This is a genomic window from Paraburkholderia terrae, from assembly GCF_002902925.1.
In the GTDB taxonomy this organism is placed as follows: Bacteria; Pseudomonadota; Gammaproteobacteria; order Burkholderiales; family Burkholderiaceae; genus Paraburkholderia; species Paraburkholderia terrae.
The window spans coordinates 2,230,229-2,250,715 of the sequence record NZ_CP026111.1; the positions used below are offsets into that span (position 1 = coordinate 2,230,229).

Sequence of the window (20,487 nt, forward strand, 5' to 3'; positions counted from 1 at the left end):
TACGGTTTGTTGCGCTCGCTACGGCCTGACGAGGCACGTCTCATGCGCACGGTGCCCGTCAGCGCCTGCCGTCTTCGAGCGCGCGCCGCAACGAAAGCGCGATGCCGCGTGCCGCGAGCGTCACTTCATCGAGCGAAGGGAACGACGGCGCGATGCGCAGGTGCCGGTCTTCGTCGTCGCGTCCGTAGGGATACGCGGCGCCCGCTGGCGTCAGCACCAGACCCGCCTCGGCCGCGAGCGTGACCGTGCGTTTCGCATACCCCTTCGGCACGTACAGGCTGATGAAATACCCGCCTTCGGGACGATTCCACGACACGCCGGGAATATCGGCGAGCAGCGCTTCGAATGTCGAGACCACGGCGTCGAACTTCGGCCGCAGCAGCGCGCGATGTTTCGCCATGAGGCGTTCGAGCCCTTCCCGGTCGCGCAGAAAGCGCACGTGCCGCAACTGGTTCAACTTGTCCGGACCGATCGTGCGCATGCTCATATGCTTTTGCCACCAGCCGATATTGCGCTGCGACGCCGCGAGAAACGCGATGCCGCCGCCCGCCACCGTGACCTTCGACAGCGACGCGAACACCAGCGCGCGGTCCGCATGCCCCGCCCGTTCGCACAGTTCGACGATGTTGGGCGTGCTACGCGGCGTGTCCGTCAGATGATGGAAACGGTACGCGTCGTCCCAGAAGAGCCGGAAGTCACTCGCGGCGGCGGGCAGCGCGGCGAGTCGCTCGACCGTTTCGCGCGACCAGATCGCGCCGCTCGGGTTGCTGTAGAGCGGCATGCACCAGATGCCTTTGATTGAAGCGTCGTTTTTTACGTGCGCTTCCACGGCGTCCATGTCGGGGCCGTCCTGCGTCATCGGTACGGGAATCATGCGGATGCCGAGCGCCTCGCAGATCGCGAAATGCCGGTCGTAGCCAGGCACGGGGCACAGGAACGCCACGTCGCCCTGTTTGCTCCACGGCACGTGCTCCGGCATGCCGTGCAGCATCGCGAACGCGAGCGCATCGTGCATCAGTTCGAGGCTCGAATTGCCCGCCGCGACCACCTGCGCCGTATCGACATCCAGCAGTTGCCCACCGAACTCGCGCGCCTCGGGCAAGCCCAGCAAGTGCCCGTAGTTGCGACAGTCGATTCCGTCGCGCGACACGTACCCGGCTGTGCCCGCTTCATCGAGCAGCGCACGCGACAGGTCGAGTTGCTCGGGCGACGGCTTGCCGCGCGACATGTCGAGCCGCATCGCAAGCTGCCGGAATTCGTCGTAAGTGGAAGGCGTCGCCATGATGTTCCCGGATGAGCGCGCTCGCGTCGGGTATCGAGCGCAGTGTATGAAGCCAGTATGCCGCCGCCCCTGAGTTCAGACAAACGCGTTATATTGAACATTTCGATCAATATTTCTGATACGTACTTCAAGGGGATGCAAGCGGATGAAAGCCCTCGATCTCGACGTGCTCGCGATGTTCGTCGCCATCGCCGACACCGGCAGCTTCGTGCGCGGCGCGGCGCTCGTGCATCGCTCGCAGTCCGCGCTGAGCATGCAGATCCGTTCGCTCGAAACCGCGCTCGGCAAGCCGCTGTTCGTGCGCGGCCCGCGCAGCGTGACGCTCACGCAGGACGGCCAGGTGATGCTCAGTTACGCGCGCCGCATGCTCGCGCTGCGTGACGAAGCGTGGGCATCCGTCGTGCATCCCGACGTGAAAGGCCGCGTCGCGATCGGCGTACCGGACGATTACGCGTCGTCGCTGCTGCCATCCGTGCTGCGCAACTTCTCGGCAACCTATCCGAAGGTCGAAATCCAGGTGGTCGGCCTGCCGAGCAACGCGCTCGAGCCGCTACTGAAGGACAACAAGATCGACCTCGCATGCGTGACGCGCGTGAAGGGGCTGGCGGGCGAATTTATCCGGCTCGAGCCGATGGTGTGGGCAGGCACATCCACGGCGGGACGCGAAGTGTGGAAGGAGCGCCCGCTGCCTATCGCGCTGTTCGGCGTGGGCAGCGTCGCGCGCTCGAATGCGATTCAGACGCTGGAGCGCGCGAAGATCACCTATCGCACGTCGTATGAAAGCCCGAGTCTGATGGGCCTGTTCAGCATGGTCGACGCGGGACTCGCGGTCGCGCCGCTCGCGCGCTGCGCGGTGCCCGAGCGCTTCGTCACGCTCGGCCGCCAGCATGGCCTGCCGAAGCTGCCGGAACTGGAGATCATCCTTGCGCGCAGCGCGCGCTCGAACCGGCCACCGTGCGACTATCTGGCCGAGCAGATCCTCAGCGAACTGCGCGACTGAACGGATTCGCGCGCGGGCGTGCGCTTCACATCGCCGCGATCAACCGTTGCCGCGCCGCGCGATAAGCGCCGCTATGCACGCCCGAATCCCGCGCTGCGTCCAGCAGGCCGTCGCGTGCCTGTGTGCTGGGGGTATCGTCGGGAAGCCATGTGTCGATGTCGGCCCGCAAGCCATGCGGCCCGGCAGCGCTCTGCGTACGCAGATGCGCGTCAGCGAGCATGCGCTCTTCCCACACCATCAAATGCGCGAGCCGCGCGCAACGGCTCCCGCGCGCTGCGCACTGCGGCTCGAAATGCGTCTGCGCGATCCAATCGGGGAGTTGCTCGCCCGGCATCGGACGCGCGATCCCGTAGCCCTGCGCGAGATCGACACCGAAGATCCGCAGCGCATCGAGCAGCGCCGGATCCTCGACGCCCTCGACTACCACCGCCTTGCCGAGCGCCTGCCCGAGCCGCGTCAGATGATGGATGAACGGCAGCACGTCGGCGGCGTCATGATCCTGCAGATCCGCGATGCTACGGTCGATCTTCACGCAATCGAACGGCAACTCGCGCAGCCGGCTCAGGCTGCTATGCCCCGTGCCCAGATCGTCCTGCGCGAAGTCGACGCCGAGCGTCTTGTAACCCGCGATCTGCCTATCGAGCTCGACGCCCTGCGGCAGCGCGCCTGACTCCAAAATTTCGAGCATCAGTTCGCCCGCCTCGCAGCCGAATTCATCGAACGCGGTGCGCGTCGCGTCGAAGTAGCGCGAATCGCAGAGCGCGGCTGGCGGCAGATTGACGGACACGACGACATCGATGCCCACGCGCCGCCACGCGTTGCGCTGCGTCAGCACCTGCGCGAGGCCGCGCATATACAGCACGAGATGGTCGTCGCTGCCCAGCGACGGGAGAAACTGGCCTGGCGCGATCAGCACGTCGCCGTCGCGCAGCCGCGCGAGCGCCTCGACCTTCGTCACGCGGCCGGCGCGCAGGTCGAGTAGCGGCTGATAGTGCATGCACAACGCGTCCTCGCGCAGCATATCGGACCAGCGCCGATGCGCGGGGCGCGGCACCGCAGCGGAGCCGGTTGAAGTTGATCTGCTCATAAATGGTCTGGCCGAAATGTTGGGGAAGCACGTGCGCAAGTCGCCACATGTGCGGCGTGGATCGGCGATGTGATCACCTTAATACGGAATGCCAGGCAATCACGAATACGTACCGCTCCTTGAATGAGCTAGCTCGAAGACGCTGACCAATATCAATGCCTTCGGCGCACACAATGCCGACAATCTCTTCATCGGCTAGCTCATAGTCGACGAGGCGGGCGCATAACACTCCACAGTGCGCGACGTCTCTTCGGGCTCCACGGTTCCCCGGCTGCGGAGCCCCTTTTTTTCCACGTCTAGCAACGCGCGCTGCGTAGGGAGCGGGCACGCCAGCACACTAGCGGAGCGCCTCGTTGAAGTGACCGACTTCGGCGGCAATCGTCGAGTGATAGCACTCGGGCAAGTCGCTCGTGCGCGGTTCGTTCAACACTCTCCTGATGCGTGCGTCGAATTCGGCCCTGACCTCGGCTCGCGTCGCCGGCATCAGACTAACGAGAATCGCCTCCAGCAATTCACCGGCCACGATCAGCCGCGCGCCATACTGGATCAGCGCATCGCTTTGCAGCGACGAAAGCTGCGTGAGCAGATCGACAGACGAGCCAGCGCTCTTGCCGTCGTCGTCACACGCGGCACGATGAGTGGAAGATGCTTGCATCGATGTTTCCCTGACGTTCAAAACGATTCCCAATCGCCATCGGCGGATACGGTCTCTTTTGCCGCTGCGGGCTTCCCGGCGGGCTCGACGCGGCGCACAGCCTGTGCATGCTTCGCCGCGGCGACGGGCGCGCGCACGGCGCGCGGCAGCGTGACGGCAGGCGCGGCGCTGGGCGCATCGGCGAGCCTGAAGACGGTGATCGCGCCCGTCATCTGCATGGCCTGCTCTTCGAGCGCCTGCGCTGCCGCCGCCGACTGCTCGACAAGCGCCGCGTTCTGCTGCGTGACCGTGTCGATCTGGCTGATCGCCTGGCTCACCTGCCCGATGCCCTGGCTCTGCTCTTCCGACGCCGCCGAAATCTCGCCGACGATATCGGACACCTGCTTGATCGCGCGCATCACTTGGCCCATCGTCGAGCCGACTTCTTCAGCCTGGCGCGAGCCGTCCTTGACGAGTGTGGTCGACGATTCGATCAGGTCCTTGATCTCCTTCGCGGCCGACGACGAACGTTGCGCGAGCGAGCGCACTTCACCCGCGACGACGGCAAAGCCGCGCCCCTGCTCGCCCGCACGCGCCGCTTCGACAGCCGCGTTCAATGCGAGGATGTTGGTCTGGAACGCAATGCCTTCGATCAGCGTCGTGATATCGGCGATCTTCGCGGAGCTTTCGCTGATGTTGCCGATCGTGCGCATCATCGCCTGCACCGCGTCGTTGCTTGCATCGGCCATCGAGCGCGCGTTCGCCGACAGCGAATTGGCCTGGCGCGCGTTGTCGGCGTTCTGCTTCACCGTTTCGGCCAGTTCCGTCATCGTCGCGGCCGTCTCTTCGACGGACGCCGCCTGCTCTTCCGTGCGCGACGACAGCTCCATGTTGCCCGCCGCGATCTCGCGCGAGGCAACAGTCACCGAGTCGCTCGACGTCTTGATGCGGCGCACGGTGTCCGCAAGCTGGCCGCTCATGCGCCTCATGGCGTCGAGCAACGAGCCGAACTCGCCTTTCACGTCGACGGTGATCGGACGGTCCAGACGGCCGTCAGCGATGTCGTTGGCGAGGTCGACCGAGCGGTTCAACGGGCGCGTGATCGCCTTCGACAGATACACCGTCGCGCCGAGACACACGATCGCGCTCGACGCCAGCATGCCCAGCGCGATCCAGAACATCTGCTTCGACGAACGCTCGCTATCATTCGTGAAGTCTTTAGCCTGAGCCTGGTTCAAGTCCATGTCCTGCTGGATCAGCGCATTGAGCGCCTCGGCCACGCGCACCACGGAATTGCGCTGGAACTCGATAGCGCCCGCCACATCGCCCTGCTCGATCTGGGCGACCTCCTGATCGATCATTGACTTGAACGTGCTGGCCTGAGCGTGAATCTTGTCGGCGATCACCTGCTCATCGGCGCTGCTGATGCCGCCCGAATAGTATTGCGCCCAGCACGAATCCATTGCGGCCTGCAGTTCGCGCACGCGCCGCAAGTTGTCCTTGTCCTGCGTCACGAGCGTCTGCCACAGCAGACGGCGGATTTCGATCTCGTGGATGCGAAACATGGCGAGCTGCGTGACGGGAACCAGGTTGCCCGTGTAGGCGGTCTGCATGTTGTCGCTCATCGTTTTGACAGCACGCATGCCATACAGCGCATTGCCAACCAGTAACACGGTACACACGGCAAAGGCCGCGATGATCCTGAAGCGGATCGTTTGAAAAAACTGAGTCATTCCATTCTGCCGGATGATGGCGCTCGGGCGGCTCACCTGCCGCGCCTCGCGATTGAAGAAGAAGACGGCTCGCGCGCGCATCGCGCTGCCATCGCGGAACGCGTCTTCGTCAGCTCGCGTTCTCATGTCGATCGAGCCGCAACGAACGACATGCGTCATTCGGGGCTACTGTCCACTGCGATCGTAAGATTGGCCGGGCATGCGGGCAATGATGGATATCAATAACGAGATAAGCGGAAAATCGTGGCGTTACTCCGGATGCCTATTTATTATTCCGGCGCGTTATTCACTCGGTATTCGTAGGCGAAAGAGCGGCGAATCGACGTGCTATCGCCGTTCAGCAAACACGTTTTCTACGTCATCTATGGATCAGGTTGCCTGTTGCGATACCTGGTTGATCGAAGGATTCGCCCGACGCGATATCGAGGTCCGCGACATCGTGCCGCACCATGCAAGATCGAACGGGCGTCACGGCAATCCGTCGCCACGTGCAACACGTCCGTTGGAAACACTCATGTCATCCATTCCCTACACGACAGTAGCCCGCCCTACGCGCGATTCAACCGAACACCCATTTTATTTTGAGACAGCGCGGGCAATACTCTCGGTCGGGAATTTGACGTAAGCGCTACAGATACATCGCAGGTTGCATTGCGACGCCAACCCGTCTGCATCACACCCGCTGATCGTAGCCACGTCGCCCTGCCTGCGAGGAAATCATGAACGCTGACGAAGTTTTTTCGGAGATACGCGAAGTCAATCTGGCGTATCTGATGCTGGCTCAACGCCTCGCGCGCAGGAATCCCGTCGAGGCCCAAGTCCGTCTTGGCATGTCGGCGGAACTCACCGCGATCATCGGCGGGCTTTCTGCCGCGCAGATCGTGCGGCTCGCCGATTCGGACGTGCTGCTGTGCGGCGTCGGTCTGCAGGAGCGGTCCATGCTGAGCGCACTCAACGACACCTTGAGCCGGCACGACATGCAGACGATGCACGCCGCGATGCTGCTCGCTCAATTGCCTGCGAGGACAGTGTGATGACCGCGCTTGCTTCGCTGAAGGCCGTCGTCGCGCGCGCAGACCCGGGACAACGGCGCCTGCTCGACGACGTCAACGAGACGCTGCTTGCCATCGAACTGTTCGAACTCGGCGCGCGGTTGCAGGTCACGCAAGCCGAAACCACGCTGTCGCGTGACCGCCTGATTCGTCTCTATAAGGAATTGCACCGCGAATCGCCACCCAAGGGCATGTTGCCGTTTTCCGAGGACTGGTACGTGACGTGGATGCCGAACATCCACGCTTCGCTGTTCCATGCGTTGTACCGGTCCGTCTCCGCGCAGCGTGACATCAGGCGGATCGCGGCAATCATCGCGGCATACCGCCTCTATCTCGAACATGTCCCGCGCGGCACGGAGCCCGTGTTGAGCTTTACCCGCGCGTGGACGCTCGTGAAATTCGTCGAGCACGACATGCTGCATCTGAGAACGTGTAGTTGCTGCAAAGGCAGCTTCCTCGTTCTCGCCTACGAGCTGGAACTCGGCTACGTCTGCGGGCTATGCAAGCCGCCTTCGCGGGCGGGAAAGACAGGCCGCCCCGCCAAAGCCGAATAACGGCCCTCGCCCCGCACGACGGGACGCACCCCGCGCGCAGACACAGATGGCGCACCGGGCATGCTATTAGTCACTGGAGATTCGAAAGTTGGACCACAACGCAATGCTTAGGGAAATACGGGAGGTCAATCTGTCATTTCTGTCTCTCGCGCAGCGGCTTGCACGCATCGATAGCCCGAGGGCCATGCGTCTGCTCAGAGTCGGTGAGGAATCGGTGAATGAGATTGCAAGCTTGCCGCCCGAACAGATCGCGAAGCTCGCCGCCACGAACATGCTGTTCTGCCGCTTCGCGCTCGACGACTGCGCGCTGCTTGCGTCGCTCGTTCACGGCGTTCAGCGCGGTGTCGAACGGCAGGCGACGGAGCCGCTCGCGGCGTAACCGCCATCCGGATCGTCATCATCCTGTTGTGGTTGTGCGCCGCGCTTCGAGGCTGCATGACCCCGATACGAATCCGCCGCGCAACGACCAGGCATTCGCGGAGACTTCCAGATTTGAGAACGTCGTTTCCAGCCGCATGTATTGATAGTTATCCTATTCGACATATCATTGTGTGCAGGCATTCGCGAAGATCATCCGACGCAGCGCGCATGCGATGGTCGCGCCACGGCACAGGATTACACGCATGATGCGCCCGCTCCCGTGTGAGCGTCGCGCTCGCAGCCCGGCGCGAGAAAGCAGCACAACCCACGGCGCATCGCCCGCTCACAAACGCGCCCATTGACGGCAACACCAGCAGACTACAACGCCGCATCACTCACGCACGCGGCCAAGGCGCGGACAGGCGCGCAGAAACGATGCGGCAGCAGGAATCCGGGCGCGCCACGCCGCAACCCGACGATCTGAACCACAACATGAATACTGTTGCCTCGCCAACCGGTCAAAGCCTTCGCACGGCATTGACGATGCTCGCCACCTTCATGGCGGGCGTGCTCGCGGCCTCGTTCACAGCCTGTCTCACGCTGCGATGGACGACGACCGTCGCGGGCGCATCCGTGCTCGCGATCCTGGTAGCGTGCATCGTGTGGTCGCATCGCGAGGAGCGGCGCAACCGCCTCGCCCGCGCACGGTCGCACGAGAACAACTTGCACGGCGCAACATCCATCCAAACTTTTGACGAAGCGCGCCTGACGGCCATCATCCGCTCGTCGCGCGAAGCAATCGTGACGATCGACGCCATGCAGCGCATCGTCCTGATGAACCCGATGGCGGAGGAACTGCTCGGTTGCGATGCGGCGAAGGTCATAGGCGGCCCGCTCTCGCGCTTCATCCCCGAACGGTTTCGCATCGCGCATGCGAAGCATGTCGAGCATTTCGGCGCGACGAGCGGGTCCGACCGGCGCATGGGCAGCCAGCGCGTGCTGTATGCGTTGCGCGCCGACGGTCGCGAGTTCCCTATCGAAGCGTCGATTTCGCAAAGCCAGTATGGCAACGAGAAGCTCTACACCGTGATGCTGCGCGACATCACCGGGCGCATGCGCGCCGAAGAAGCGCTCAGGCAGTCGCGCGAGGACCTGCGCGAGCTGTCGGCGAACCTGCAACGTGTGCGCGAGGAAGAGAAGGCGCACATCGCGCGCGAGTTGCACGACGATCTCGGGCAATCGCTGACTGCGCTGAAAATGGACCTGTCGGTGATCGGGCATGCGCTGGAAAGCGAGGGGATCGACAACGCCTACGTGCATGAGCGGCTGCAGGCGATGGCGCGCGTGATCGACGCGACGGTTGCGTCGGTGCGACGGATCGCGGCAAACCAGCGGCCCGCGATGCTCGACGATCTCGGCCTCGTCGCCGCGATCGACTGGCTCGCCGACGATTTCTCCCAACGCTATGGCATCCGCGTCGCGCGCCGGCTCGAGGTTGGATCGGCAGCGTTTTCGCACGGCGCGGCGACGGCGATTTTCCGTATCGTCCAGGAAGCGCTGACGAATGTCGCGAAACATGCACAAGCGTCGCTCGTCACGCTCGCGATGCGGGTCAACGGCGAGCACTGCACGCTCGACATCGTCGATGACGGCCGCGGCCTGCCCGCCGTCGAACACGCGCGCGATCCACGCACCGGCAGGAATTTCGGGCTGCTCGGCATTCGCGAGCGGGTCCATATGCTCGGCGGCACGCTATCGACGGGCGAGCCCGGCCACGGCTTCAACCTGTCCATCACGTTTCCGCTCGACGCATTGCAATCTGAAGAGACGCAGCCATGATCCGCATTCTCATCGCCGACGACCACGCGTTGATACGCGAAGGTCTGCGCCACATCCTGAAGGGCTCACCCGAGTTCGAAGTGGCCGGCGAAGCCGCGGACGCGGCCAGCACGATCGCGCTCGTGCGCTCGACGGATGCGCACATCCTGATCCTCGACCTGTCGATGCCGGGGCGCAACGGCGTCGAAATGATCCCGCAAATCAGGGCCACCAATCCCGCCCTCCACATCCTCGTGCTGACGATGCACGGCGAGCATCAGTACGCGGTGCGCGCGTTCAAGGCGGGCGCGTCCGGCTATCTGACGAAGGAAAGCGCGAGCGGCGAACTGGTGAGCGCGCTGACGAAGATCGCGGGCGGCGGCGTTTATATGAGCCTTTCGATGGCCGAGCGCTTTGCGCGCAACCTGCACGAGCCGCTCGAGATGCTGCCGCATCAACGGCTGAGCGACCGCGAGTTCGACGTGTTCCGCCGCATCACGGCAGGCCAGACGATCGGCGAGATCGCCACGCAGTTGTGCGTCAGCACCAAGACGATCAGCACCTACAAGGCACGCATCCTCGACAAGATGCAGATGCCGCACGGCGCGGCGCTGGTGCGCTATGCAATGCGCCACAAGCTGTTCGACGACAGCGAAGAGCCGTGAACGGATCAGGTGTAGGCGACACCCTACACGCGCTCCGATTGACTGACCGCAGATTCATTCGCCGCCGATTCAATTTTGAGACAGCACCCAACATACTTTCAGCATTGACATTGCGTGCCGTGCTGTCCAACTGCAGCGACGCGGACGCCGTACGACACCATTTCATCGCGCGTGCATCATGGCCCGCACGCGCATTCCCGAAAAGGAAGCCATCATGCTACTCGCCGATGCACCGACGATCACGCCCCCGCCGTTCACACAGGCAACCGACTTCGTGCGCAGGTTCCAGCCAGGCGGCACGCAGCATCCCGCGCCGCGCTGTTCGCAATGTGCGATCAGCCCGCTCTGCAATCCTGGCGAACTGAGCGCCGAGGAACTCGCGCAAGTCGATTCGCTGGTTCAGGAAGTGCGCACCGTGCAGCGCGGCGCGAGCCTCTATCGCGCGAACGATCCGTTTCACAACGTCTACATTCTGCGCAGCGGCTCGTTCAAGACGGTCGTCATGCATCGCGAAGGACGCGAACAGGTGACGGGCTTTCAGATTGCCGGGGAAATGCTGGGACTCGACGGGATCGTCGGCGGGCAGCATCTGTGCGGCGCCATCGCGCTCGAGCGCAGCACCGTCTGCGTGATTCCGTTCGAGTCGCTCGAAGACCTGTGCCGCGAAATCAAGCCGATGCAGCGGCATCTGCACAAGGTCATGAGCCGCGAGATCGTCCGCGAATCGAACATGATCATGCTGCTCGGCACGATGCGCGCCGAGCAGCGTGTCGCGACGTTCCTGCTGAATCTCGCCGACCGCTACGGCACGCGCGGCTATTCCGCCACGGAGTTCAACATGCGCATGACGCGCAGCGAGATCGGCAGCTACCTGGGCATCACGCTCGAAACGGCGAGCCGCATGTTCTCCAGGCTACAGCAGGAAAGGCTCGTGCAGGCGCGCGGCAAGCAGATTCGCATTCTGGACAGCGGCGCGCTCGCGAGGCTCTGACACGCCATGCGATACCGGCTGCTACGCTGCGCATTCATCCCTCTTCGCCCAGCTGCACGAGCAATGCGTGCAGCCGCTCCGTGTGACGCAGCAGCATATTCCGATGCTTGTCGATCTGTTCGAGGCGGCCGGCCAGATCGGCGTGAATGGGATCATCGAGCTCGGCGGCCGACAGCACGTCTTCGACTTTGGAACGCACCGACGCGAACTCGACGGTCGGATGCGTCAGCGAGCGCTCGAAGCGCCGCACTTCCTGCACGGCGAGATCGCGCACCTTGCGGAAATACGCCTGGCGCCGGTGCAGTTCGGCCTCGGCGACTTCGTCTTCCGGACGGCGCTGCGGCTGCTGTCCGAAAATCGGCTCCGGCGGACGCAGCACCGATTTTTTGCGTACCGGATGTGCCGTGCCGCGAAAACGCGCGAGCGGCGTTTCGTTGTCGATCGCTTCGCGCGCGTTGCCCGGCACGTCGGCGGGTTCGTGCGGCGCATCCATCCAGCCGCTGGGCAGCCCTGTCACCGATTCGACGCCGCGCACGAATTCCTCGCTGAAGTCGCGCTGGTCGGCGAGCATCAGCTTCAGGTACGACGCGGAGAACGTCATCATCCGTGCAAGACGCGTGACGGCGCCGACTTCCCGCGTCAGCAACGCCAGATTGGCCCGCCAGATGGGAAGCAGGGATTCGTCGGAATATTCCATCGCTGGGTCTTCCTTCATCAGTCTTGCTGCTAAGCCTGCGTTGATCGGGCCACACGCACCGCAACGCGCATGCCCGTGCGCCGCGTCCGACAACGATAGTCGCATCGCCATGCGGCGCGCAACCGGATTCGCACGGCGGTTGCTGCGCAAAGACAACACCGGCGCGCGCCGCGGCGTATGGGGGTTTCACTGACGATTGACCCCGGCGAGCGGGCGGCGTTCCGCACCGAGGCGCGAGGACAGATGAATTTCGCCATGTGGATTTCGCCACGCGGCAAATCAACGGAGAGGAACGAGGCGTCCGGACGGACGCCTGCGAGGTCGCTGCGCGCGAGGCCCGAAACCCGCGCGCACGCGTCTTTCAGACCGCCGCGACGTGCGCGAGCGCCGTCTTCACGAGCTTTTCGAGCAGCGGCTCGATTTTGCCGGCGAGCGCTTCGTCATACGCATACGGCATCTGTTCCTGCATATACGTGATCTGCGACAGCTCGAGCTGTACCGCATGCACGTTCTGCTCTGGCTGGCCATATTGGCGCGTGATATAGCCGCCCTTGAAGCGGCCGTTCGCGATGGCGGTATAGCCGCCATGTCCGTCGACGATCTTCGCGAGCGCTTCGGCAAGCCCCGGCGCCGCGCTCGCACCGTTCGACGTGCCGAAGTTGAAGTCGGGCAAGCGGCCATCGAAGAAGCGCGGCACATGCGAGCGGATCGAATGCGCTTCCCACAGCAGCACCTTGCCGTGCTGCGCCTTCAGCGCCGCCAGCTCGCCCTGCAAGGCTTCGTGATACGGCTTCCAGTACAGGTCGCGGCGTCGCGCGACTTCGGCGTCGTCGGGCAGGTGGCCGTCGCGATAGAGCGGCTCCTTGTCGAACGTATCGACGGGCAGCAGGCCTGTTGTGTCCTGCCCCGGATAGAGGTTGGCGCCATCGGGCGGACGGTTCAGATCGATCACGTAGCGCGCATACGTCGGCGTCAGAATCGACGCACCCATGCGTTTCGCGAACGCGTACAGGCGGTCGAGATGCCAGTCGCAATCGTCGGTGCGCGCGGCGACGGGTGTCATCTGCGCGGCGATATCGGCGGGAAGACGCGTGCCCAGATGCGGGATCGAGATCAGGAACGGCAGGCTTCCCCGATGCAGCGAGAAGACGGGCAAGGTATCGGTGGCGGTCATGTCGTCGGTGCTTCTCAAAGTTGACTCGGGTTCACTTCAGCAGTTCGGCGAGCGCCGCGCGATATTGCGCATACGCGTGCTCTTCATCGCGATGCCTGCGATTGTCGACGACTTTCGCGCCGCCCGCATACACATCGCGAATGGGTGTCTCGCCATGCTCGCAGAATACGACACCTGAAAGCCATGCGTCGTTCGCATGCTCGGCGATGCTCGCGTGGTCTGCATCGAGCACGATGAAGTCGGCCCGCGCGCCCGTGCGCAATGCGCCCACCGCGCGGCCCGTCGCGAGCGCGCCGCCTTCCAGCGACGCCGCGAACAGACGATCCGCGACACGCGGCATATCAGCCGATGCAAGCACGTTGCGCTGCCGTCTCGACAAGCGTTGACCATATTCGAGCAGCCGCAGTTCCGAACGCCAGTCGACGCCGATATGGCTGTCGCTGCCAACGCCGAAGCGCCCCTTTTGCTCCAGAAAATCGTGCGCCGGAAAGATGCCGTCGCCGAGATTCGCTTCCGTCGTCAGGCACAGGCCCGCGATGGCGCCGCTTTTCGCAAGCGCAGCCGTTTCATCGGCATCGACATGCGTCGCGTGTACGAGGCACCAGCGCGCGTCGACATCGAAGCGGTCGAGCAGCCATTGCACGGGCCGCGCGCCTTCCGTTGCGACGCACGCGTCCACTTCCGCCGTCTGCTCGGCGATATGAATGTGTACGGGCGCGCCCGGCGACATCGCGTCGAGTCCATTCAGCAACTCGCGCAGCGAATCGTTGGACACCGCGCGCAACGAATGCGGCGCAACGCCGTAGCGCAGCGCGCCATGTTCGGGACGCGCGCGACGAAGCGTGTCGAGCAACCCGAGCAGACTATCCGGCGTGTTGATGAAGCGGCGCTGGTCGTCGCGCGGCGGCTGCGCGCCGAAGCCCGCGTACTGATACAGCACCGGCAGCATCGTGATGCCGATGCCGCTCGCGCCCGCCGCATCGACCACGCGTTGCGCGAGTTCCGCGTCGTTCGCGTAGCGTTTGCCGTCCTGCATGTGATGCACGTAATGGAATTCGCAGACGGACGTGTAGCCCGCCTTCAGCATCTCGATGTAAAGCCATTGCGCGATCGACGCGAGCCCTTCCGGCGTGATGCGCGCGGCGAAGCGATACATCAGGTCGCGCCAGCTCCAGAAGTTGTCTGTAGCGTTCGCACGATATTCGGTGAGGCCCGCCATCGCGCGCTGGAATGCGTGCGAATGCAGGTTCGGCATGCCGGGCAACACGGGACCGCTGGCTTTGGCGACGCCCGCGGGCGCTTGCGCATCAGGTGTCACCGAGACGAGCGCGCCTTGCGCGTCCCATTGCAGCAGCACGTCGCGCCGCCAGCCTTCGGGCAGATATGCGTGATCGGCGAAAAGCGATTGAGTGGCTTGAGTCATGTTCGATCCGGTTTTCGCGTCGCGCTCAGTACGCCCGACGCGTATAGACGGTTTCGCCGCCGCGCACGACGCGCGCGCACAGCGGGCGTCCAATCCAGTAAGCAAGTTCCGCGAGCGACTGCACCGACCACACCGCGAAATCGGCAGCGCGGCCGATGGCGAGCGCGCCATGCGTATCCGCCTTGCCGAGCGCCTGCGCCGCGTGGCGCGTCACGCCTTGCAGCACTTCGGGCACGGTCATGCGGAACAGCGTCGTCGCCATGTTCATCATCAGCGGCAGCGAGGTTGCGGGCGAGGTGCCCGGATTGCTGTCCGTCGAAATCGCGATGGGCACTTCATAACGGCGCAACAGGTCGAGCGGCGGCAATTGCGTTTCGCGGATGAAGTAGAACGCGCCCGGCAGCAGCACGGCGACCGTACACGCTTCCTTCATTGCGGCGACGCCCGCCTCGTCGAGAAACTCCAGGTGATCCGCCGACAGCGCGCGATGCCGTGCGGCCAGCGCCGTGCCGCCACCGTTCGACAACTGCTCCGCGTGCATCTTGACGGGCAGCCCGCGACGCGCAGCCGCATTGAACACGCGCTCGCTCTGTTCGAGCGAAAAGCCGATGCGCTCGCAGAACACATCGACAGCATCGACGAGTCCTTCGTCGGACAGTACGGGCAGCATGCGCTCGCAGACTTCGTCGATGTAGTCATCGGCGCGGCCCGCGAATTCCGGCGGCAACGCATGCGCGCCGAGAAACGTCGTGTACACCGTCACAGGGTAACGCTCGCCGAGTTGCCGCGCGACGCGCAGCATCTTGCGCTCGCTGGGCAGGTCGAGCCCGTAGCCGGATTTGATTTCGACGGCCGTGACGCCTTCGGCGAGCATCGCTTCGAGCCGCGCGGCCGACTGCGCGAACAGCGACGCTTCATCGGCGGCACGCGTGGCGCGCACCGTCGATACGATGCCGCCGCCCTGCTTCGCGATTGCTTCGTAGCTGACGCCCGCGAGACGCTGCGCGAATTCGTCGGCGCGCTGGCCGCCGTACACGAGATGCGTATGGCAATCGACGAGACCGGGCGTCACCCATGCGCCGCCCAGGTCTTCGCGTGACCATGCGGCGTATTGCGCGGGCAGCTCACGCGCAGCGCCGAGCCACGCGATGCGGCCGTTCTCGACGGCGATCGCAGCGTCGTCGATCGTTTGATTGGGATCGCCCTGCGGACAGAGCTTCAGGTGGTTCCAGACGGTTTGCTTCATGGCAGGGCTGTCTGTGATGTGGGCAAGCGCTCAGGCTTGCGATGTGTCGGTGTAGCGGATGCTGACGGCGAGCAACGCGCCCTTCCCTTTGACTTCGCATGACAGCGCGCGGGCGTTGTCGATGCGCAAGGTGTCCATGGCGATGAGCGTCGTTGCATTGGCTGCGTCGTGCGTCGCGACATGTAACTCGCCTTGCGCGCAGAACAGCAGCACGACATCGGCATCGAGTCGCGCACGCGTTTGGTCGCGCCAGATTGCGACGTCGCCCGTTGCCGCGCCACGCCGTACCATCAGGTTGAAGTCGCGCGTCGCGCCGTTTATAAGCCGCGCGTCGATGGCCGTTTCGCCTTCGAAGCGCGCGATGTCGAGCGGCTCGCGCAGCGCGTGCGTCACCCCATTCGCTTCATCGAGCAACATGCCCGCGCCCGACAGCAGCGCGAGCGTCCGGTCGATTCCCGCGAAACGCGAGAACGGACCGGCTTGCGCAACGTCGGCGACACTCACGCGCCACACGAACGCGTCGAGCGCCGCGCCCTCGGGGAACGCGGCGACTTCGCGCGTGACGCCGCCGCCGTTCTTCCACGGCGACGCCACGAGGTCCGCGCCGCGAATCAGCGACACGCTTGCAGACGATGGCGTCGCGGACACGATCAGCGGCCCAGCATGGGCAGCTTGAGACCGGCTTCGCGCGCCGTTTCCTGCGCGAGTTCATAACCGGCGTCCGCGTGACGCATCACGCCCGTCGCGGGGTCGTTGAACAGCACACGGCCGAGACGTTCACGCGCTTCATCCGTGCCGTCGGCGACGATCACGACGCCCGAGTGCTGGCTGAAGCCCATGCCGACACCGCCGCCATGATGCAGCGACACCCACGATGCGCCGCCCGCCGTGTTCAGCAGTGCGTTGAGCAGCGGCCAGTCGCTGACTGCATCCGAGCCGTCCTTCATCGATTCCGTTTCGCGGTTCGGGCTCGCGACGGAACCCGTATCCAGGTGATCGCGACCGATCACGATCGGCGCCTTCAGTTCGCCGTTCTTGACCATTTCGTTGAACGCCTGGCCCAGACGATAGCGATCCTTCACGCCAACCCAGCAGATACGCGCCGGCAAACCCTGGAACGCGATGCGTTCGCGCGCCATGTCGAGCCAGTTGTGCAGGTGCGGATCGTCGGGGATGAGTTCCTTGACCTTCGCATCCGTCTTGTAGATGTCCTCGGGATCGCCCGACAGCGCGACCCAGCGGAACGGGCCCTTGCCTTCGCAGAACAGCGGACGGATATACGCGGGCACGAAGCCGGGGAAATCGAACGCGTTCTGCACGCCCATTTCCAGCGCCATCTGACGGATGTTGTTGCCGTAGTCGAGCGTCGCGGCGCCGCGTTCCTGCAGCGTCAGCATGGCTTGCACCTGCTTGGCCATCGACTGCTTCGCGGGTGTCACGATGCTCTGCGGGTCCGTCTTCATGCGCTCGCGCCAGTCTTCGATCTTCCAGCCTTGCGGCAGGTAGCCGTGGATCGGGTCGTGCGCGCTGGTCTGGTCGGTCACGCAGTCCGGCGTGATGTTGCGCTTCACTAGTTCGGCGAACACATCGGCGGCATTGCCGAGCAGACCGACCGAAACGGGGTTGCCCGTCTTCTTCGCCTCTTCGATCATCGCGAGTGCTTCGTCGAGCGTCATCGCCTTCTTGTCGACGTAGCGCGTCTTCAGACGGAAGTCGATACGCGACTCATCGCATTCGACGGCGATCATCGAGAAGCCCGCCATCGTCGCCGCGAGGGGTTGCGCGCCACCCATGCCGCCCAGGCCGCCCGTCAGGATCCAGCGGCCCTTCGGATCGCCGTTGAAGTGCTGGTTCGCCACCGAGAAGAACGTCTCGTACGTGCCCTGCACGATGCCCTGGCTGCCGATGTAGATCCAGCTGCCCGCCGTCATCTGGCCGTACATCATCAGGCCCTTGCGGTCGAGTTCGTGGAAGTGATCCCAGTTCGCCCAGTGCGGCACGAGGTTCGAGTTCGCGAGCAGCACGCGCGGCGCGTCGGCATGCGTGCGGAACACGCCAACGGGCTTACCCGATTGAATCAGCAGCGTCTCGTTCTCTTCGAGGTCCTTCAGCGACGTGAGGATCTGATCGAAGCAATCCCAGTTACGCGCCGCGCGCCCGATGCCGCCATACACGACGAGCGCATGCGGATGCTCGGCCACTTCCGGGTCCAGGTTGTTCTGGATCATCCGGTACGCGGCTTCCGCGATCCAGGTCTTGCAGGTTTTCTCGCTGCCACGCGGTGCGCGGATCGTGCGGGTCGGGTCGAGACGCGGGTCGATGTGTTTCGGGTTGTTCATGATGCCCTCGGAAGCGCTGATAACTCGGTAACGGAGTCGAAGATTGAACGGAAACTGGAACTTAAAAGTGGCCGGTGAACCGGTAGCGGTTGCCCGGATGCCAAAGGTTGGCCACCGAAGCGACCACACCCTGCGACCACGTGCGCCGGTGCAGCACGAGGCAAGGTTCGGCATCGTCCATCGTCAGATGCCGACGGGTGTCGGCATCCGGCGCGGAGGCTTCGATGCGGTACTCGACGCGCTGCAGCGGCGCGACGCGCACGAGATACTGATTAGGCGTCGTGTTGGTGAAGTCCTGCAACGCGTATTCGGGCGCGACGGCCGGGTTCACCCAGCGCTCTTCGAGCTGGACGGGCTCGTCGTTCTCCAGGTGCAGCACGCGCGAATGAAAAATCGGGTTGCCCGCACTCACCTGCATTTCGGCAGCGAGTTCGTCGTCGGCGATCGCGGCGCCCACGTGCAGCACCTTCGCGTGATAACGATGGCCACGCGCGACGATCTCGTCGGAGATGCTGCGGATCGCCACCAGCGTCGACTCGTACTTCGGCCGCGCGACGAACGTGCCCGAGCCCTGAACGCGCGTGAGCACCTGATCGGCCGTCAATTCACGCAACGCGCGGTTGACCGTCATGCGCGCAACGTTGAATTCGCGCGCAAGCTCGTTTTCCGATGGAACCTGATGGCCTTCGCTCCATTCGCCCGCGTGAATGCGGGCGAGGATGAAGTCCTTGATTCCCTGATAGGCCGGTGCGTTCATGCCGGGCGTCTCGCTATGCAGAAGAATTAACGTTGCTCGGAGATGAACGAGAACGGGCTGTGCGCCGCGATCGTGCCGTCTTGTACGAGCTTCGTGCATGCAGCGATGTCAGGCGCGAAGTAGTGATCGAGTTCGTAGTGCGCGACCTGCGCGCGGATCGTGTCCATCACCTTTTGCAGCGACGGGCTGGTCTTGTGCGGCGCACGCAGATCAACGCCTTGCGCGGCGGCGAGCAGTTCGATCGACAGGATGTTCGCGGTGTTCTCGGCGATGTCGGCGAGCTTGCGCGCGGCGAAGGTCGCCATCGACACGTGATCTTCCTGATTGGCGGACGTCGGCAGCGAATCGACGGAAGCCGGGTGAGCCAGCGTCTTGTTCTCCGATGCGAGCGCAGCAGCCGTGACGTGCGCGATCATGAATCCCGAATTCACGCCGCCATCTTTAACGAGGAACGGCGGCAGGCCCGACAGCGTCGCGTCGATCAGCAGCGCGATGCGGCGCTCGGCAAGCGCGCCGATTTCCGCTACGGCGAGCGCGAGGTTGTCGGCGGCGAACGCGACGGGTTCCGCGTGGAAGTTGCCGCCCGACAGCACTTCGCCCGTGTCCGGGAAAATCAGCGGGTTATCCGAAACGGCGTTTGCTTCGACGAGCAGCACTTGCGCAGCGGCGCGCATCTGGTCGAGGCACGCGCCCATGACTTGCGGCTGGCAGCGCAGGCTGTACGGGTCTTGCACCTTGTCGCAGTCGGCGTGCGATACGTTGATGGCCGAGCCTTCGAGCAGCGTGCGATACGCAGCGGCGGCGTCGATCTGGCCTTGATGGCCGCGCAGCGCGTGAATGCGATGATCGAACGGCTTGACGGAACCCATCGCCGCGTCCACCGAGAGCGCGCCCGCCACCAGACCGGTGCGGTACAGGTCTTCGATCGCGAACATGTTGTACAGCGCGAGCGCCGTCGATGCCTGCGTGCCGTTCAGCAGCGCGAGGCCTTCCTTTGCTTGCAGCGTCAGCGGCTTCAGGCCAACGAGGCGCAGGCCTTCCGTCGCCGGCACGCGCTCGCCCTTCGCGAACACTTCACCGACGCCGAGCAGCACGGCCGACATGTGCGCGAGCGGCGCAAGGTCGCCCGATGCGCCGACCGAACCCTTCACGGGAATCACGGGCAGCACGTCGGCGTTGAACAGCTTGATGAGCGCCTCCATCACTTCGCGGCGGATGCCCGAGTGACCGCGGCCGAGGCTCGACAGCTTGAGCGCGATCAACAGGCGCACGACGGGCTGCGACATCGGCGCACCGACGCCGACGGCATGCGAGAGCACCAGATTGCGCTGCAGCAGTTCGAGCTGGTCGTGCGGAATATGCGTGCTCGCCAGACGGCCAAAGCCCGTATTGATGCCGTACGCCGGCTCGCCCTTCGCGGCGATGTCCGCGACGGCTTGAGCGCATGCGTCGATGTCGGCGAAGCTCGCGGGATCGAGTTCCAACGTGACCTGCTCGCGAGCGATCTGGCGCAGTTGGGACAAAGTCAGGGTGCCGGGCGTAAGGATCATGATGTGAGTTCCTGTCTATACAAATTTTGAGAAAGTGTAGCGGCGTCAGCTTGTATATACAACTCAAATTTTGGGGTTTGAGATAGGGACTTTCCATTAGGCGCAGCGGGTTTGCTGGCATGGTT

At 64.2% G+C, this 20,487-nt stretch carries 19 protein-coding genes; 7 read left to right on the forward strand and 12 right to left on the reverse strand.

What is annotated here, in order from left to right:
• Window positions 1-58: 58 nt before the first annotated feature.
• Window positions 59-1,282, reverse strand: a complete 1,224-nt coding sequence (locus C2L65_RS09850) for an aspartate aminotransferase type Ic (RefSeq protein ID WP_042308363.1) — start codon at window positions 1,280-1,282, stop codon at window positions 59-61.
• A gap of 145 nt (window positions 1,283-1,427) precedes the next feature.
• On the opposite strand from C2L65_RS09850, the gene C2L65_RS09855 reads away from it, so the two are divergent.
• On the forward strand, window positions 1,428-2,282 hold the full coding sequence (locus tag C2L65_RS09855) for a LysR substrate-binding domain-containing protein (protein WP_042308360.1): 855 nt from the start codon (window positions 1,428-1,430) through the stop codon (window positions 2,280-2,282).
• Between the two features lie 25 nt (window positions 2,283-2,307).
• On the opposite strand, the gene C2L65_RS09860 is transcribed toward C2L65_RS09855, so the two are convergent.
• The 3 genes from C2L65_RS09860 to C2L65_RS09870 form a co-directional block, all read right to left on the reverse strand.
• Window positions 2,308-3,369 (reverse strand): EAL domain-containing protein, encoded by a 1,062-nt coding sequence (locus tag C2L65_RS09860; RefSeq protein WP_042308358.1) that lies wholly within the window; start codon window positions 3,367-3,369, stop codon window positions 2,308-2,310.
• Between the two features lie 337 nt (window positions 3,370-3,706).
• Window positions 3,707-4,024 (reverse strand): hypothetical protein, encoded by a 318-nt coding sequence (locus tag C2L65_RS09865; RefSeq protein WP_042308356.1) that lies wholly within the window; start codon window positions 4,022-4,024, stop codon window positions 3,707-3,709.
• Between the two features lie 17 nt (window positions 4,025-4,041).
• Entirely contained in the window at window positions 4,042-5,895 is a 1,854-nt protein-coding gene (locus C2L65_RS09870) for a methyl-accepting chemotaxis protein (RefSeq protein ID WP_081920944.1), read from the reverse strand.
• 560 nt (window positions 5,896-6,455) lie between these two features.
• Between C2L65_RS09870 and flhD the strand changes: the two genes are divergently transcribed.
• From flhD to fnr, 6 genes are all read left to right on the forward strand, one after another.
• The gene (gene flhD, locus C2L65_RS09875; protein WP_042308354.1) at window positions 6,456-6,770 is read left to right on the forward strand and encodes a flagellar transcriptional regulator FlhD; all 315 of its coding nucleotides are present in this window, start codon (window positions 6,456-6,458) and stop codon (window positions 6,768-6,770) included.
• Window positions 6,770-7,342 carry a flagellar transcriptional regulator FlhC gene (gene flhC, locus C2L65_RS09880; protein ID WP_042308352.1) on the forward strand — a complete coding sequence of 191 codons (573 nt, stop codon included), beginning with the start codon at window positions 6,770-6,772 and terminating at the stop codon, window positions 7,340-7,342. The genes flhD and flhC overlap by 1 nt, the downstream gene beginning before the upstream one ends.
• A gap of 103 nt (window positions 7,343-7,445) precedes the next feature.
• A complete protein-coding gene (locus C2L65_RS09885) occupies window positions 7,446-7,721 on the forward strand; it encodes a flagellar transcriptional regulator FlhD (protein ID WP_233446506.1) in 276 nt (91 codons plus the stop codon).
• 473 nt (window positions 7,722-8,194) lie between these two features.
• A complete protein-coding gene (locus C2L65_RS09890; RefSeq protein ID WP_042308515.1) occupies window positions 8,195-9,541 on the forward strand; it encodes a PAS domain-containing sensor histidine kinase in 1,347 nt (448 codons plus the stop codon).
• The gene (locus tag C2L65_RS09895; RefSeq protein WP_042308349.1) at window positions 9,538-10,185 is read left to right on the forward strand and encodes a response regulator; all 648 of its coding nucleotides are present in this window, start codon (window positions 9,538-9,540) and stop codon (window positions 10,183-10,185) included. The genes C2L65_RS09890 and C2L65_RS09895 overlap by 4 nt, the downstream gene beginning before the upstream one ends.
• A gap of 178 nt (window positions 10,186-10,363) precedes the next feature.
• Complete coding sequence (fnr, locus tag C2L65_RS09900; RefSeq protein ID WP_052426877.1) at window positions 10,364-11,176, forward strand: fumarate/nitrate reduction transcriptional regulator Fnr; 813 nt, start codon at window positions 10,364-10,366, stop codon at window positions 11,174-11,176.
• A gap of 34 nt (window positions 11,177-11,210) precedes the next feature.
• Here fnr and C2L65_RS09905 read toward each other — a convergent pair whose 3' ends face one another.
• The 8 genes from C2L65_RS09905 to hutH all read right to left on the reverse strand — a co-directional run bounded on the left by C2L65_RS09905 (window position 11,211) and on the right by hutH (window position 20,362).
• Window positions 11,211-11,873, reverse strand: a complete 663-nt coding sequence (locus C2L65_RS09905) for a hypothetical protein (RefSeq protein ID WP_042308512.1) — start codon at window positions 11,871-11,873, stop codon at window positions 11,211-11,213.
• Window positions 11,874-12,234: 361 nt separating this feature from the next.
• Window positions 12,235-13,047, reverse strand: a complete 813-nt coding sequence (gene hutG, locus C2L65_RS09910) for an N-formylglutamate deformylase (protein WP_042308347.1) — start codon at window positions 13,045-13,047, stop codon at window positions 12,235-12,237.
• Between the two features lie 31 nt (window positions 13,048-13,078).
• Window positions 13,079-14,470: a formimidoylglutamate deiminase gene (locus tag C2L65_RS09915; protein ID WP_042308345.1), complete on the reverse strand. Its 1,392-nt coding sequence runs from the start codon at window positions 14,468-14,470 to the stop codon at window positions 13,079-13,081.
• Window positions 14,471-14,495: 25 nt separating this feature from the next.
• A complete protein-coding gene (gene hutI, locus C2L65_RS09920) occupies window positions 14,496-15,716 on the reverse strand; it encodes an imidazolonepropionase (protein WP_042308344.1) in 1,221 nt (406 codons plus the stop codon).
• Window positions 15,717-15,746: 30 nt separating this feature from the next.
• On the reverse strand, window positions 15,747-16,364 hold the full coding sequence (locus C2L65_RS09925) for a HutD/Ves family protein (protein ID WP_042308342.1): 618 nt from the start codon (window positions 16,362-16,364) through the stop codon (window positions 15,747-15,749).
• Window positions 16,365-16,366: 2 nt separating this feature from the next.
• Window positions 16,367-18,055 carry a urocanate hydratase gene (hutU, locus tag C2L65_RS09930; RefSeq protein ID WP_042308340.1) on the reverse strand — a complete coding sequence of 563 codons (1,689 nt, stop codon included), beginning with the start codon at window positions 18,053-18,055 and terminating at the stop codon, window positions 16,367-16,369.
• Between the two features lie 61 nt (window positions 18,056-18,116).
• Window positions 18,117-18,812 carry a histidine utilization transcriptional repressor HutC gene (gene hutC, locus C2L65_RS09935; RefSeq protein ID WP_042308338.1) on the reverse strand — a complete coding sequence of 232 codons (696 nt, stop codon included), beginning with the start codon at window positions 18,810-18,812 and terminating at the stop codon, window positions 18,117-18,119.
• 26 nt (window positions 18,813-18,838) lie between these two features.
• Window positions 18,839-20,362 (reverse strand): histidine ammonia-lyase, encoded by a 1,524-nt coding sequence (gene hutH, locus C2L65_RS09940; RefSeq protein ID WP_042308337.1) that lies wholly within the window; start codon window positions 20,360-20,362, stop codon window positions 18,839-18,841.
• Window positions 20,363-20,487 lie beyond the last annotated feature (125 nt).

Coding starts and splice junctions, on each gene's coding strand:
- hutG (WP_042308347.1), bottom strand. CDS start 13,047: ATGACCGCCACCGATACCTTGCCCGTCTTCTCGCTGCATCGGGGAAGC.
- C2L65_RS09865 (WP_042308356.1), bottom strand. CDS start 4,024: ATGCAAGCATCTTCCACTCATCGTGCCGCGTGTGACGACGACGGCAAG.
- C2L65_RS09890 (WP_042308515.1), top strand. CDS start 8,195: ATGAATACTGTTGCCTCGCCAACCGGTCAAAGCCTTCGCACGGCATTG.
- hutI (WP_042308344.1), bottom strand. CDS start 15,716: ATGAAGCAAACCGTCTGGAACCACCTGAAGCTCTGTCCGCAGGGCGAT.
- C2L65_RS09855 (WP_042308360.1), top strand. CDS start 1,428: ATGAAAGCCCTCGATCTCGACGTGCTCGCGATGTTCGTCGCCATCGCC.
- flhC (WP_042308352.1), top strand. CDS start 6,770: ATGACCGCGCTTGCTTCGCTGAAGGCCGTCGTCGCGCGCGCAGACCCG.
- C2L65_RS09860 (WP_042308358.1), bottom strand. CDS start 3,369: ATGAGCAGATCAACTTCAACCGGCTCCGCTGCGGTGCCGCGCCCCGCG.
- C2L65_RS09905 (WP_042308512.1), bottom strand. CDS start 11,873: ATGGAATATTCCGACGAATCCCTGCTTCCCATCTGGCGGGCCAATCTG.
- hutH (WP_042308337.1), bottom strand. CDS start 20,362: ATGATCCTTACGCCCGGCACCCTGACTTTGTCCCAACTGCGCCAGATC.
- C2L65_RS09870 (WP_081920944.1), bottom strand. CDS start 5,895: ATGACGCATGTCGTTCGTTGCGGCTCGATCGACATGAGAACGCGAGCT.
- fnr (WP_052426877.1), top strand. CDS start 10,364: ATGGCCCGCACGCGCATTCCCGAAAAGGAAGCCATCATGCTACTCGCC.
- C2L65_RS09915 (WP_042308345.1), bottom strand. CDS start 14,470: ATGACTCAAGCCACTCAATCGCTTTTCGCCGATCACGCATATCTGCCC.
- C2L65_RS09850 (WP_042308363.1), bottom strand. CDS start 1,282: ATGGCGACGCCTTCCACTTACGACGAATTCCGGCAGCTTGCGATGCGG.
- C2L65_RS09885 (WP_233446506.1), top strand. CDS start 7,446: ATGCTTAGGGAAATACGGGAGGTCAATCTGTCATTTCTGTCTCTCGCG.
- flhD (WP_042308354.1), top strand. CDS start 6,456: ATGAACGCTGACGAAGTTTTTTCGGAGATACGCGAAGTCAATCTGGCG.
- C2L65_RS09895 (WP_042308349.1), top strand. CDS start 9,538: ATGATCCGCATTCTCATCGCCGACGACCACGCGTTGATACGCGAAGGT.
- hutC (WP_042308338.1), bottom strand. CDS start 18,812: ATGAACGCACCGGCCTATCAGGGAATCAAGGACTTCATCCTCGCCCGC.
- hutU (WP_042308340.1), bottom strand. CDS start 18,055: ATGAACAACCCGAAACACATCGACCCGCGTCTCGACCCGACCCGCACG.